10 protein-coding genes are annotated in these 14026 nt (G+C 52.9%); 7 read left to right on the plus strand and 3 right to left on the minus strand.

Going from position 1 to position 14026, the window contains the following annotated elements:
* Positions 1 to 2: 2 nt before the first annotated feature.
* The 3 genes from cydB to C8273_RS05490 all read right to left on the minus strand — a co-directional run bounded on the left by cydB (position 3) and on the right by C8273_RS05490 (position 4070).
* A complete protein-coding gene (gene cydB, locus C8273_RS05475) occupies positions 3 to 1019 on the minus strand; it encodes a cytochrome d ubiquinol oxidase subunit II (RefSeq protein ID WP_106626740.1) in 1017 nt (338 codons plus the stop codon).
* A 2-nt stretch (positions 1020 to 1021) separates the two neighbouring features.
* A complete protein-coding gene (locus tag C8273_RS05480) occupies positions 1022 to 2392 on the minus strand; it encodes a cytochrome ubiquinol oxidase subunit I (RefSeq protein ID WP_106626741.1) in 1371 nt (456 codons plus the stop codon).
* 328 nt (positions 2393 to 2720) lie between these two features.
* Entirely contained in the window at positions 2721 to 4070 is a 1350-nt protein-coding gene (locus C8273_RS05490; RefSeq protein ID WP_106626742.1) for an HAD-IC family P-type ATPase, read from the minus strand.
* 234 nt (positions 4071 to 4304) lie between these two features.
* On the opposite strand from C8273_RS05490, the gene C8273_RS05495 reads away from it, so the two are divergent.
* From C8273_RS05495 to cas1c, 7 genes are all read left to right on the plus strand, one after another.
* A complete protein-coding gene (locus C8273_RS05495; RefSeq protein WP_106626743.1) occupies positions 4305 to 6209 on the plus strand; it encodes a fructose-1,6-bisphosphatase in 1905 nt (634 codons plus the stop codon).
* Between the two features lie 154 nt (positions 6210 to 6363).
* Positions 6364 to 8778, plus strand: coding sequence for a CRISPR-associated helicase/endonuclease Cas3 (locus C8273_RS05500; protein ID WP_106626850.1), 2415 nt, complete (start codon positions 6364 to 6366; stop codon positions 8776 to 8778).
* Positions 8779 to 8790: 12 nt separating this feature from the next.
* Positions 8791 to 9510 (plus strand): type I-C CRISPR-associated protein Cas5c, encoded by a 720-nt coding sequence (gene cas5c / locus C8273_RS05505; RefSeq protein WP_106626744.1) that lies wholly within the window; start codon positions 8791 to 8793, stop codon positions 9508 to 9510.
* The gene (cas8c, locus tag C8273_RS05510) at positions 9507 to 11432 is read left to right on the plus strand and encodes a type I-C CRISPR-associated protein Cas8c/Csd1 (RefSeq protein WP_106626745.1); all 1926 of its coding nucleotides are present in this window, start codon (positions 9507 to 9509) and stop codon (positions 11430 to 11432) included. Before cas5c ends, cas8c begins: the two co-directional genes overlap by 4 nt.
* Complete coding sequence (gene cas7c / locus C8273_RS05515) at positions 11432 to 12337, plus strand: type I-C CRISPR-associated protein Cas7/Csd2 (RefSeq protein WP_106626746.1); 906 nt, start codon at positions 11432 to 11434, stop codon at positions 12335 to 12337. The genes cas8c and cas7c overlap by 1 nt, the downstream gene beginning before the upstream one ends.
* Before the next feature lies 1 nt (position 12338).
* The gene (gene cas4, locus C8273_RS05520; protein WP_106626747.1) at positions 12339 to 12998 is read left to right on the plus strand and encodes a CRISPR-associated protein Cas4; all 660 of its coding nucleotides are present in this window, start codon (positions 12339 to 12341) and stop codon (positions 12996 to 12998) included.
* The gene (gene cas1c, locus C8273_RS05525; protein WP_106626748.1) at positions 12995 to 14023 is read left to right on the plus strand and encodes a type I-C CRISPR-associated endonuclease Cas1c; all 1029 of its coding nucleotides are present in this window, start codon (positions 12995 to 12997) and stop codon (positions 14021 to 14023) included. Before cas4 ends, cas1c begins: the two co-directional genes overlap by 4 nt.
* The last annotated feature ends 3 nt before the right edge of the window (positions 14024 to 14026 follow it).

Consider the following 14026-nt stretch of genomic DNA (forward strand, 5'->3'; position numbering starts at 1 on the left):
GATTAGTATGCCTGATGTCCCGCATCGTTCGGAGAGATGCGTTTGCGGAAGATGTAGTACGTCCAGATCTGATAGGCGAGGACGACGGGAACGAGGATGACCGCTGCGACCGTCATGATGGAGAGTGTGTATTCCGTCGAGGACGCATTGTAGATCGTGAGGCTGTACCCGGGATTCAGGCTCGAGACCATGAGGCGCGGGAAGAGACCAGCGAAGAAGCCGACCGTCGTGCCGACGATCGCAAGGCCGCCGAGCATGAATGCTGGTTTATGTGCCTTGGCATAGAGCGCACCGATGGCAGCGACAAATGCCGCAGCGGAGAGGACAAGTGCGCCGGCAGCGAGCGGACTCGCATAGAGATCCGTCTCGACATAGGTGAGGATCATGCAGAGCACGTAGAGGAGCGCTGCGAGGACGCCGAACTTCAAGCCGAGCACACGGGCGCGGTCGAGGAGATAGCGATCTGTGAGGCGCAGGTTCAGGAATGTCGCTCCGTGGAATGCAAAGACTGCGAAGAATGTCACGCCGCCGACCACCGTGTACGGGGTCAGGAGATCGAAAAAGCCGCCTCGATAGACCATATTTGCGCCGATGGGCAGACCCGCGATGAGGTTCGTGACGACTACGCCCCAGAGGAACGCGGGGACGATGCTGCCGAACGCAATCGCACGCGACCATGTGCGCTGCCATTTTTCATCCGTGCGCTGATGGCGGAACTCGAACGCGACCGCACGCAGGATGAGCGCGACAAGCATGAGAAAGAGCGCGATATAGAACGTGCTGAAGAGCGTGGCGTAGACATGCGGGAACGCCGCGAACATCGCGCCGCCCGCCGTAATCATCCAGACCTCGTTGCCGTCCCAGACAGGGCCGATGGAGCGAACGATCTGAGAGCGGTCGCTCTCCTTGTCCGAGAGGAGTGTGAGCAGTGTGCCGACACCGTAGTCGAATCCCTCGAGGAAGAAGAATCCCGTGAAGAGAACGACGATGAGCACAAACCAGAGAATATTGTAGTCCATGCTTACTTCCCTCCTTCGATGGCAGGTGTGATCTGCGTGCGGCGGATGAAGCGGAAGGCGATGTAGAGCGCCGTGATGATGAGCAGCAGATAGAGCACGGTAAAGCCGATCAGCGTGAACATAATCTCTGCCGAGGTAAGGTTCGGCGACACACCGTCAACGGTTTTTTGCAGTCCCATGACGAGCCATGGCTGACGGCCCATCTCCGCGACGATCCAGCCGCAGGAGTTCGCGATAAAGGGCACGATGACGAGCCACGGGAGCGCGTAAAGCAGCTTCTTTGCCGAGAATAGCTTGTCCTTTTTTGCCAGATAGAATACGACAAGTGAGACGAGTACCATGAAGAATCCGGCGCCGACCATCGCACGGAAGGAGTAGAAGAGCATCGTTACGTGCGGACGGTAGTCGCCCGGGCCGAACTTCTCGACGGCCTCCTTCTGAAGGTCATTGATGCCGCGCACCTCGCCCTTGATGTTGTCATGCACCATGATGGTGAACATATAGGGGATCGTGATCTCGAAGTCGTTGTGCCCCTTCTCCATGTTCGGATAGGCGAGTACGGCAAACGGCGCGGGATCCTCCGTCTCCCAGAGCGCCTCCATCGCCGCGAGCTTCATCGGGCTGGCCTGAGCGAGGTACTGCGTGTGTAAATGTCCGCTCATGATGACACCGACGACACCGACGATGGTGTAGATCGCACCCGCCTTGATCGCCTGTGTGAAGGCGTAACGCGACTCCTCATCGTGGAGCAGCTTCCATGCCGAGACCGCCATGATGACGAAGCCTGCCGTTGTGATGCCCGCGAAGAGCGTGTGCGACTGTTCGCCGAGGATGTAGTGGTTCGTGATGAGTCCAAAGAAGTTTGCCATCTCCGCGCGTCCGTTGGCGATCGTGTAGCCGACGGGGTGCTGCATGAATGAGTTGGCGACGAGAATCCAGAATGCCGACAGGTTGCTGCCGATCGCGACGAGCCAGATACACGCGCAGTGTGCCTTTTCGGACAGCTTGTCCCAGCCGAACATCCAGATCCCGAGGAACGTCGACTCGAGGAAGAACGCCGTCAGCGCCTCAAGTGCGAGCGGTGCGCCGAAGATGTCGCCCATGAAGCGCGAATACTCCGACCAGTTCATGCCGAACTGGAACTCCTGCACCAGACCGGTAGCGACACCCATCGCAAAGTTGATGAGAAAGAGCGTGCCGAAGAAATTCAGCAGCTTCCGGCAGGTCTTCTTCCATTCCGGCTTCTTCGTCCGCACGTAGCACGTCTCGAGCAGGGCGACAAAGATCGCCATGCCGAGGGTGACGGGGACGAAGAGAAAGTGATAGATGGTGGTGATTGCAAACTGCCATCGTGACAGCAGCACTTCTTCCATTTCAAAATCCCTCCTAAAAATAAAACCTATGATATAACAGCACTGGCTTCTGTCATATATAAGGAAGCACTGATAAATTCAGCTTGTGCCTCTTGACGCATCTTTTTTGCCCGCACTTCGGCGGAAAATCCTCCACAGAGCACCACTCTGCGTCCGGTTTTCCACCTTGTTCGGACGAAAAATCTACGCCAATCTGGCAGACTTCATTTTATCAGTGATTCCTAAAATGCGACAAAAGACCTTGATTCGGTGAATTATATCACAGGTCAATATGAAATACAAGTTAGATGAATATTTTTAACTATTTAAGAATGAATACTGTTTATCCTCATTTCCGAAGCGCATTCACAATGAGCAGAATCAGGAGCAAAATAAGAGCACCGCCAATGAAAGGATAGGGGAGCGGTATGCCCCCCAGAAAGCCGAATGCGCCTGCCGCGGCGGGGGTGAAGAGGAGAAGAAAGAGGATGCTGAGCCAGAAGTTTTGCTTTGCACGCGTGCGTGCGGCGTTGCTCGTATCCCAGAGTGGGACAAGGCTCGGCAGACCCTCTGTGTCGAGCGTGATGTCGGGGGTGAATGTGGAGTGTCCCTGATTTCGGCGTGCCTGTGCCTCGAAATAGGCGGCATCCTCGGGGGATATGAGCGGCTCGATCTCGGTTGCCTTTGCCTCGGGACCGCGAAGCAGCTCTTCGTGCAGTGGATCATGGACTGTGTCTTCTTCCTGAGCGGCGGTCGGCTTTTCAAAGGAGGAGGGGCAGGCGATGCTGATGTCTGCCGCCCGCATGGCGGCCTGATCCGCCATTGGATCCCCGACCATCGCGACGACGGAGCCGCGCGACTGGAGCAGACGGATCTCACGTGCCTTATCCGTACCCGTGAGATCGGAGCGCACCTCGGCGATGCGGAGGTCCTTGGCCGTTGCGTTCGCGAGACGCTTTGTCTCACCAGTGAGGAGGATGAGGGATAGCCCACGCTCCTTGAGCGCCTGCAGTGCGCGTCTGACCTCGGCTCGTACATCGTCGCGGACGGCGATGATGCCGCGCGCGTACTTGCTTGAACTGACGAAGAGCGGGGTCTGTCCGCTCGTTGCGAGCTGATCGGCACGCGTGAGAAGTGCCGCGCTGATCTCGATGTTTTCCTCCTGCAGCCACTCTTTCTTCCCGACGCGTACAGGCGTACGCGCGATCAGCGCTTCAACGCCGAAGCTCTCCGTCTCATGGGCGGCGGAGTGGCGCTGCAGGTGCAGCCCACGCTGGACGGCGGTATCGTAGAGTGCGTGCGCGTAGGGGTGCGTCGCCTCGCGTTCGGCGCTGGCGGCGAGGGCGAGCAGCGAGCCCTGCGTCATACCCTCGGGCACGAGGGCGGAGATGAACACGCTGCCCTCCGTGAGCGTACCGTTGCGATTGAAGGCAATCGTATCGACGTGCAGCAGCTCGGTCAGAGCGCTCATGCGGTTGCACACGACACCGGAATCGCGCAGCTGGCGTTTGATCCGCAGGGCGATCAGGCAGCGCGATGCGATAAAGGGGAGCGGTGAGGCGGCGAGGAAGACCCCGAGAAAGATTTCGGATGCCGTTTCGATGGAAACATCTCCCATCACGTACCAATAGCCCGCAGCTCCCGCAGCGAGAATGACACTGGCAATGAAATGTGAAAATGTGGAGAAAAATTTCTTCAAGGACGCTCAACTCCTGCCGTACTACTTTTACACGGGCATTATAACATAGGCAACGGGCTGTGACAAATCCATTCGTGTCGTGGTGCTGAATTTGCGGTTTCATAAAACGTTCTCATTTGGCGGGGAGTGGAACTTCGTGAGCGGTGAAAGGGGGATGCCATGCTTTCTCTTGAAAATCTCCTCGCCCAATGCTAGAATACAGAAGAGTAAAAATATTACGCAGGAGGAAGCGATATGAGTGTAAATACGACGAATGCGGAGCAGGAGAAGGTACTGCGCCTGATGGCGGAGAAGTATCCGACGAAGGAGATTGTCTATGAGAAGATCGTCTATCTGAAATCACAGCTTATGCTGCCGAAGGGGACGGAGCATTTCATGAGCGATCTGCACGGCGCATACGATTCCTTCTTTCACATTCTCAACAACTGTTCGGGGGTCATTAAGGAGAAGGTGGACTATTGCTTCGGCGAGCGTATGACGGAGGAGGAGAAGGCAGAGTTCTGCACACTCATCTACTATCCGCGCGAAAAGGTGGAGCAGCTGACGATACAAAGTAAGGCGACGACGATCTGGTACCAGCAGAATATCGCGAATCTGCTCGAACTCACAAAGCTCATGAGCTGGAAATTTCCCGCAAACAAGATGCGCAGCTATATCCCGAAACGCTACGAATCCGTCATTGTAGAGCTGCTGAGCACACGTCCGGAGCTGGACGAGGCACAGCTTTATTACTATAAACAGCTCATCGAGACGATTGTGGAGATCGGCGGCGGAGCAGACTTTATTGAGGCGTTCAGCGTGCTCATCAAACGGCTCGCTGTGGAGCGCATCCACATCGTTGGCGATTTTTTTGATCGCGGTGATCGTCCCGACGGTATCCTCGACCTCCTCATGGAGCATCCGTCCGTCGACATCCAGTGGGGCAACCATGACGTTCTCTGGATGGGAGCGGCACTCGGCAGCGAGGTCTGTATCGCGGCGGTCATCCGCAACTCGCTGCGCTACCGCAATACGGATGTCTTGGAGCGCGGCTATGGCATCAGCCTGCGCCCTCTCTCGACGTTTGCCTCGCGCATCTACCCCGACGAAAATCCGATCAAGGCGGCGGAGCGTGCGATCTCAATGATGATGTTCAAGCTGGAAGGGGCACTCATCAAGCGCAATCCGGACTTCCGCATGGAGGATCGCCTGCTCCTCGACAAGATTGATTTCAGCTCGTCCTACGTTACACTGAATAATGGACGGCGTGTGGAGCTTGAGAGCGCCTATTTCCCGACGATAGACGACGGTACAAACTGCTATGAGCTGACAGAGGAGGAACAGCACATCATCGACGATCTGCGCTCCTACTTTATCGAGAGCAAAGCACTGCAGCGCCATGTAGACTATCTCTACGAACGCGGCAGTATGTATCTGTGCTGCAACGGCAATCTGCTTTTCCATGGCTGTGTCCCCATGAACGAGGACGGGAGCTTCCGTACGATTGTCTACAAGGGGGAATCGTACCAGGGGTGCGCGTGGATGGACTTCTGCGAGGAAAAGGCACGCGAGGCGTGGAATGACCATACGCAGGAGGGGTTGGACTTCATGTACTTCCTCTGGTGCGGACTGCTTGCGCCGACATCGGGGCGCTCGTTCACGACATTTGAGCGCTCCTTTATCTCCGACGAATCGACGTGGAAAGAGCCGGCTGACCCGTATTTCCGTCTCATCAAGGATGAGGCAGTCTGTGAGAAGATCCTCGCGGAGTTCGGTCTGGACGCGAAGCACGGGCACATCATCAACGGGCATGTGCCTGTCAAGGTGAAAAAGGGAGAGAGTCCTATGCGCGCAAACGGACGTGCGCTCATCATCGATGGAGGATTTGCGACGCCGTACCATTCCAAGACGGGCATCTCCGGCTATACGCTGATCTACAACTCGCGCGGTCTGCGCCTTCTCCAGCATCAGGCGGTCGCAAGCGTGCGCGATGCCCTGCGCGAGAACCGTGATATCGAGTCCGTTTCGCAGACCGTCGAGCTGCAGGCACGCAGCTCTCTCGTGCGCGATACGGATCGTGGTGCAGTGATCGTGGACGAGATTGCAGACCTGCACACACTCCTGCGTGCGTATCAGACAGGCCATATCAAGCCGCAGTAAATGTAAGGAAAAAATACCGTCGATTTTAGGAAGCACTGATAAATTGAGCATTGTCAGATTGGTACATCTTATCAGTGATTCCTTTATGTCGACGGTATTTTTCAGTTTCCGTTGTATTTCGGATCTATGATAAATGTTGTGGAGTGTGATGGAGATGAAACAATATCTTGCCCATATACGGCGTGATGCGTCTGCAGAGCAGACGGTTCGTGCCCATCTCCTGCGTGTAGGCAATCTGATGGCGGCGTATGCTGAGGGGATCGGTTTATCAGCGACTGCACGGCTGATCGGAGTGCTGCATGATCTCGGAAAATGCACGCACGAATTTGCGGAATATCTTGACTACTGTCATAAACATCCCGGTGACTACAGCCGTAAGGGAGATGTTGATCACGCAACAGCGGGTGGTCAGCTGCTCCTGAAAAAATATGAGGCGATGGGAGAAAATGAGTGTCTGACAGCGCAGATGATGGCCCTCGTCATTTTCTCACATCACTCTGGGCTGCTGAACTATCTTGGCGAAGAAGGAAAATCTGATTTTCTGCGGCGCGCGGAGAAGATGAAAGTGCCGCAGATCGATCTCTCTTATTACTACGAGAATGTCATTGCGGAGTCGGAACTCGATCTCCTGTTCAAAAATGCGGCTTGTGAGTTCTCTGCACTCGACGCAAGAATTGCAGCACGTACTGATATGGGAAGTGAGGTATATCACTTCGCATGGGGGATGGTACATAAGCTGCTCCTTAGTATGCTCGTTGACGCTGACCGATTGGACAGCGCGGAGTTTGAACTGGGAGAACAACAGACACGTGCATGGGACATGGCGACAATTTGGGCGGAGTTCTCCGATAAACTGGAACGAAAAATTGCGGGATTTCCTGTTCCGGAAAAAGCAAAGGCAAAGGAAATTGCGGTGCTTCGTAAAAAGATCAGTGATGATTGCTTGCGGGCGGCAGAAGAGGTGTCCGGCATCTATCGTCTCTGTGTTCCGACGGGTGGTGGAAAGACACTTGCTAGTATGCGCTTTGCACTGCGTCATGCGCAGAAATATCATAAGAAACGAATCCTTGTTGTCATTCCATATACTTCAATCATTGACCAGAATGTCAAGGAAATTCGTGAGATCTTTGATCTGGATGCCGCGATTCTGGAGCATCATTCCAATGTCGTTGTTGAGGAGACCGGCGAGGATACAGAGAGCATGGATGTGCGGCGCATCCTGACAGAGCGGTGGGATGTGCCGGTGATCTTTACGACGCAGGTACAGTTTCTGAATACACTGTTTGCGGGAGGCAATACTGCTCTCCGCAGACTGCATGCGCTGGAAGACAGTATTCTGATCTTTGACGAGATTCAGACTCTGCCTGTGCGCTGCACCTATCTCTTCAATGCGGCGATGAATTTCCTCAAGGATTTTTGCCGTGTCACAACAGTCCTCTGCACGGCGACCCAGCCGCCGCTTGCACAGCTGGAGTTCCCCATTGAGATGAGCGAGAATGCAGATCTTACGAGTGATACGACGGAACTGTTTGAGGGATTTCAAAGAGTGCAGATTGAGAATATCTGTAAGGATGGCGGCGCTTCCGTTGATGAAATTGCCGATGAGATTGTGAACAGTGCAGAGGTGCATGGCAATGTACTCTGCATTGTCAACCTCACAAAACAGGCACGGGAACTCTATGCAGCAGTTGTCGAACACCTGTGTGAATCGGAGCAGGATATCCATGTGGTGCATCTCAGCACGAAGATGTGTCCTGCTCACCGTAAGGAAGTTTTGAAATCCGTGCGGACAGAGCTCGCTGGATGCGGACAGTATCCTGAGCAGCGCCTCATCTGTATCAGCACCCAGCTTATCGAGGCAGGTGTCGACGTATCGTTTCCTGTTGTCTACCGTGCGCTTGCGGGATTTTCCTCCATCGCACAGGCTGCTGGACGCTGCAATCGACACGGGGAGATGGAGCGTGGGCTTGTTCGGCTTTTTTCATTCGAGAATGAGGATCTCAGTCGGCTGGAGGACATCTGGCAGGGGAAAAAGATCGCACTCGATCTGCTCTATCATGCCGAGGCAGATACGATTCTCTCCCCGCACACAATGGAGGACTATTTCTGCAGATTTTATAGAGTGCAGACGGCACGAACGCTGCGCTATCCGATGGCAAGCCAGAATACCATATTCGATTTACTCTCATCCAATGAGGCTGGACTACAGCAGGCACATGAGCACGGGGATGATCCGGCACTCTGGTTCACACACGCCTTTCGTGATGCAGGAAGTGCCTTTGAGGTCATTGACTCGTATACAGAATCAGTTCTTGTCCCCTATGCAGGAGGAAAGGAGATGATTGTCGAATTTAATGACAAACAGTTTGATAAGAAGATGATTGGAAGGCGGATGAGAGCGGCACAGCAATACATGGTCAGCCTGTTTTCCTATGAGGTAAAGAGGCTCTCTGCCCTTGGTGCACTCTGGCAGACGGAGAGTGGGATCTTATCTCTGCGGGAGGAATACTATGATGAGGCGTTTGGCGTGCAGGTCAATGAACAGCGCAATACGTGCTGCATGATATAAAGAGGTGAAGGCATGAGAAATGCAATCGAGTTTCAGGTCTACGGACGGATGGCGCTCTTTACCGATCCGATTACGAAGATTGGTGGAGAACGCTCCTCATATTCTGTGCCGACCTATCAGGCACTGAAGGGGATTACAGAAAGTATCTACTGGAAGCCCACGTTCTATTGGGTCGTGGATGAAGTTCGTGTCATGAATCGAATCGCAACGCAGTCGCGTGGGGTAAAACCTCTGAAATATGGCGGCGGAAATGACCTCTCCATCTACAAATATCTGAGCGATGTGTGCTATCAGGTGCGGGCGCATTTTGAGTTCAATCTGCATCGTAAGGAGCTAGCGGAGGACAGAGATGAGCATAAACATCACAATATCGCAAGGCGGATGGTGGAGCGCGGTGGTCGACGTGATATTTTCCTCGGCACGCGGGAGTGTCAGGGCTATGTGGAGCCTGTGAGGTATGGAGCAGGTGAGGGATACTACGATCACGCGGGCGAGATGCCACTCGGCACAATGTTTCACGGATTTAACTATGTCGATGAAACAGGCGGATCTATGTTGCAAGTCCGCCTTTGGCAGCCAGTGATGGAGAATGGTGTGATTCGCTTCCCGCGTCCGGAGGAGTGTACCCTCGTGAGAGATATCCGCCAGGTCAAGAGCAAGCTCTTTGATAAGAACAGTGTCACCTTTGCCGCAGAGGAATACGAACTCCTAGGAGAGGAGGGACGTTTATGAGCTGGATGGAGCAACTGGTACAGACATACGATGAGAATGAGCACTTTGCCGGAAGGGATGATGTTGATGGGATGAAAGCTATGCTGCCCCCCGTTGGTCATATTATCCAGAATGCACAGATCGAGATAACATTGAGTGAGGAGGGGGAGCTGATTCGGGCAGAGGTGATTCCGAAGGAATACCGTTCTACACTGATTCCCTGTACTCCAGACTCGGCATCGCGGACATCCAGTCCCTCACCGCATCCGCTGCATGATAATCTTTCTTACATCGCAAGAGACTATTATGACTATGTGAAGAAGCCACCTCGCGGGGAGACAATGCCCTACCTCTTGTATAAGAATCTTCTTGGTACATGGGCTGCCTCGTCCAACAATCCGAAGGTACAGGCGGTCTATCAGTATATCAGCGGACATGATATCATTCATGATCTGATTGAGAAAAAAGTGCTCTATGAAGATGACGCTGGCAAACTGATTGAGAAATGGACGGATAAGGAAGTGGCAAGACCACTTATTTTCTCAGTCATTGCAGGCGACATTCTTAAATCCATGGTGCGGTTTCGTGTTATTGTAGATGAAGATGATTGTCCGGAACTGTGGAAGGACACGAATCTGCAAAAAGAGTATCAGCTTTTTATTCAGAAGACATTTGCAGCAGATGACGAGAGCCTCTGCTATGCAACGGGGAAATATCTTACGCCAACCGATAAGCATGGTAAAGGGATTCGATTTCCGGGGGATGGGGCAAAGATCGTCTCATCCAATGATGTGAGCGGATTTACCTTTCGTGGGCGCTTTACTGATGGTGGTGAGTGTCTCTCCATTGGCTATGAGACATCTCAGAAGGCGATGAATGCACTGATGTGGTTGGTGCGCAGTCAAGGCTATACCGTTGATGGACGCGTATTTCTTGCGTGGGGGAGATGCGGACAGATACCGCCGTCTGTATTCGATGATACGGCGCGCCTGACGCGTCGACGGCGACCTGCAGGAACAGCAAGACCGTCCTCGCTGAAAGGTTGGGCAGAGTCCCTGATAAAGACACTCATGGGCTATCGCCACGAATTCAAGCAGGCAGAGATGAGTCAGGTGAATGTCATGATTCTCGATGCGGCGACGAAGGGGCGCCTCTCGATCTGTTATTACAGTGAGATGGCGGGTGAGGACTTCATCGAACGCATCGAACGCTGGCACAGGCTTGGGCGTTGGCGCCAACATGGCTATGACAGTGAGAAAGATGAGTCGTTTACCTATTTTGGCGTACCGGCTCCGAAGCGTCTGGTCGAGGCTTGTTATGGCGTGAATGTCGGCGATAGTCAGATGAAACTCGAACTGGAGCGCATCTTTTACGCCATTTTACAGGGGAGTCCCCTGCCCGTAGACATGGAGCGCATAGTGATGGGGCGTGCAGTAAAGAGAGCCGTTTGTGACGGCTACTACGACTGGCGCAGGCAACTTCTAGAGCCGGCATGCTCCATCATTGTGCGGCGTCTCAACCAGGAGAGGGAGGAATATACAGTGGCACTTGATGAAACGAAGGATGATCGGTCGTATTTGTTCGGTAGGCTCATAGCGGTAGCGGATCAGATGGAACGTGCAACCTTCAGTCGCGATGAACTTGGCAGCCGCACCACGAATGCAATGCGCTATATGGAGATTTTCTCCTCCCGTCCTGCCTCTACATGGATGACCCTCCAAAAAAAGTTGTTGCCTTACCAGCAAAAGAGGGAACTGTATGGCGGGAAAGAGCGCCAGCTGATTAACCGGATTGGCAGTATGTTCAAAGAGGAAGATTTTCTCTCTGACCGCCCGTTGAATGGGAAGTTCTTGTTGGGGTTCTACTGTCAGCAATATGCCATGGAGTTGGCGCGGGAAGAAAAACGTAAGAATAAAGAAACGCTGCAAGAGGAGGAAGTATGATGGCTGTATTAACCAAGAAAATTGACTTTATCGGATTTATTACGGTAGAACGCTCAAATCCAAACGGTGATCCCTTGAATGGAAATCAGCCGCGCACCGATTACGGTGGTTATGGTGAAATCTCCGATGTTTGCCTCAAACGGAAACTACGTAATCGGCTGCAGGACGCAGGAGAGAAGATTCTTGTTCAGTCCAATGAACGTGCCGACGATGGCTGTGACAGCATTCGTGCACGCGTTGAGGAAAATCCTGCGATGGAAAAGCCTCTGAAAATGAAGGACAAGGAGCAGGGACGCACGCGGATCTTTGCGGAAGAGGCCTGTAAGGCATGGATTGATGTGCGAGCATTTGGTCAGGTATTTGCACTCAAGGAGGCAAAAAAACAGGGCGTTGATTCGGTCTCTGTTGGTGTGCGCGGTCCGGTGACACTTCATACAGCGGTCAGTCTCGATCCTGTAACTATCACGGGAGTACAGATTACCAAGAGTGTGAATAACGAGCCAGGGGATAAGAAGGGCTCTGATACGATGGGCATGAAGTATCGCGTTGACTTCGGCGTTTATAAGTTCCAAGGAAGCATCAACGTCCAGCTTGCAGAGAAGACGGGCTTCAGCGAGGAGGATGCGGCAAAGATCAAGGAGGCATTGCGTACAATCTTTGAAAATGATGCATCGTCCGCTCGGCCTGAGGGCAGCATGGAGATGAACCGATTCTACTGGATTGAGCACGGCAACAAGACCGGAAGTGCCCCAAGTGCCAAGGTGCATCGCAGCGTTCTTGCACAGAAAAAAGAGGGCGTAGAAACGCCTGCGCGGATAGAAGATTATACCATTGATGATGGTGCTCTCTACGCAATCGATGGAATTCGTATTGAAAAGTATGTCGAGGGGAGTCTGGTCAACTGATATGGGCTATGCTGAGGAAGAGTATCTTATGCTCTCGGAGATTCAGCATTATGTATTTTGCCCACGTCAGTGGGGACTGATTCATCTCGAGCAGCATTGGCAGGAAAATGTTTTGACGGTTGAGGGGCACGCTCTGCATGAAAGAGCACATGATGAAAATATCAAGGAAAAACGAGGCAATAAGATCATTGTGCGTGGCATGCGCGTGGCATCTCCTCGGATTGGAATTTCCGGTGCCTGCGATGTTATCGAATTTCACGCGGATGCTGCAGGGGTGTGTATTCCCTCCTATCAGGGAAACTATCGCATCGTCCCGATAGAGTATAAGCGCGGCAAACCAAAGGAGGGGGAGGAGGATGTACTCCAACTGACACTCCAGGCACTCTGTCTTGAGGATATGTTCATGACGGATATTCCATTTGGCTATCTGTATTATGGGGAGATTCGGCGGCGAGTTAAGGTAGAGTTTTCAAATGAGCTGAAAGAACGGATTCCCGTGCTGGTACAGGAAATGCGGCGGTATATCCAGAGAGAGCATACGCCGCGTGCGAAGCGCCGCAAAGGCTGCAAGAACTGCTCTCTAAACAATATTTGCGTACCGAAACTGAATCGGCTCGGATCTGCTAAGCATTATCTTGAGAGGAGACTGGCAGAAGGATGAAGCCTCTTTTGAATACGCTTTTTGTCAATCAGGATGAGGCATACTTGGCATTAGACGGCGGCAATATTGTAGTCATTCGGGAGGATAAGGAGCTGGCTCGTTTTCCGCTTCATAACTTTGAGCAGATTACAACCTTTGGCTATACGGGTGCAAGCCCTGCACTCATGCGGAAATGCGCAGAGGAGAATATTGCCTTGACCTTCATGAGCCCAGAGGGGAGATTTCAGGCGCGCGTTATCGGCAAGATGAACGGTAACGTTCTCTTGCGTAGGGAGCAGTATCGTCGTGCAGATAATGAGACAGACAGCCTCGCACTTGCGAAGAACTTTATCCTTGGCAAGATCTATAATGCGCGTTGGGTGATGGAGCGTACGCGCAGAGACTACGCCATGCGAATTGATGAGGAGAAATTTCAGAGTGTCAGTGATTTTCTTCGGACATCCTGTCATGAGGCAACGTGTGCATCTGCCTTGGAGGAACTCCGTGGTATCGAAGGAAAGGCTGCCGTCAGCTATTTCTCTGTGTTTGATGATATGATACTCAAACAGAAAGAAGAGTTCTTTTTCACTGAGCGTAATCGTCGGCCACCGCTTGACAACATGAATTGTCTCTTATCCTTTCTCTATGCACTTCTCATGAATGACGTGGGAGCAGCGCTTGAGGGAGTAGGTTTGGACTCCTACGTTGGATTTCTTCACCGAGATCGCCCAGGACGGCAGTCGCTTGCGCTCGACCTGATGGAGGAATTGCGGCCAATGGCGGATCGCACTGCATTTTCTATGGTTAATACCAAGAAAATCAGTGGAAAGGACTTTCACATGGAAGAGGGAGGCGCAGTATATCTGACCGATGATGGTCGTAAGAAAATTCTGGAGGCGTGGCATACACACAAAGAGAGTATGATGACACATCCTTTTTTAGAAGAAAAAATCAAATGGGGACTTGTTCCGCATGTGCAGGCGATGCTGCTTGCACGCCATCTGCGTGGTGATCTTGATGCTTACCCGCCATTTTTGTGGAAGTAGGTA

Origin of the sequence: Candidatus Centipeda massiliensis, assembly GCF_900290285.1 — a bacterium.
GTDB classification, from domain to species: Bacteria; Bacillota; Negativicutes; order Selenomonadales; family Selenomonadaceae; genus Centipeda; species Centipeda massiliensis.